At 63.1% G+C, this 450-nt stretch carries 1 protein-coding gene; it reads left to right on the top strand.

Annotated elements, in window-relative coordinates; genetic code table 11:
* Window positions 1-24: 24 nt before the first annotated feature.
* A partial coding sequence (locus tag LNV28_RS25000; protein WP_263569077.1) for a transposase occupies window positions 25-450 on the top strand: 426 nt, incomplete at its 3' end.

Genomic DNA, 450 nt, shown 5'->3' with positions numbered 1-450 from the left:
AAGCACAAGGCAAAGCCTGACCCCTTGTCGGAGAAGAAGGTCAGCAGCGAGGCCGCAGAGATCAAGTTCTTCCGGCCAAAGGACTTCAACTTCAACGACGAGGACAACACCGCCACGTGCCCGGCAGGCCAGGTTTTGATCAGCAGCGGGCGCATCCACATCACCGCGAGTGGCCAGCCTTACCAGACCTACATCGCCAAGACGACGGACTGCAACGGCTGTGCACTGCGCTCCAAGTGCATCAAGACTCGAGGGCGTGATGACCAGACTCCGCTGGCACGTGGCCGCCAAGTCAGCCGCTTCCTGCCCAAGGCCCCAGACCCCAGCCACCCGAGTGAGCGCATGCGCCAGGCCATCGATTCACCGCGTGGCAGGCAGCTCTACAGCCAGCGCATCGGCACGGTGGAGCCGGTGTTCGCCAATCTGCGGCACAACAAGCGGCTGACTCGC

This window comes from Paucibacter sp. DJ2R-2 (assembly GCF_025717675.1).
GTDB lineage: Bacteria > Pseudomonadota > Gammaproteobacteria > Burkholderiales > Burkholderiaceae_C > Paucibacter_A.
This window is presented reverse-complemented; position numbering and strand designations above follow the sequence as displayed.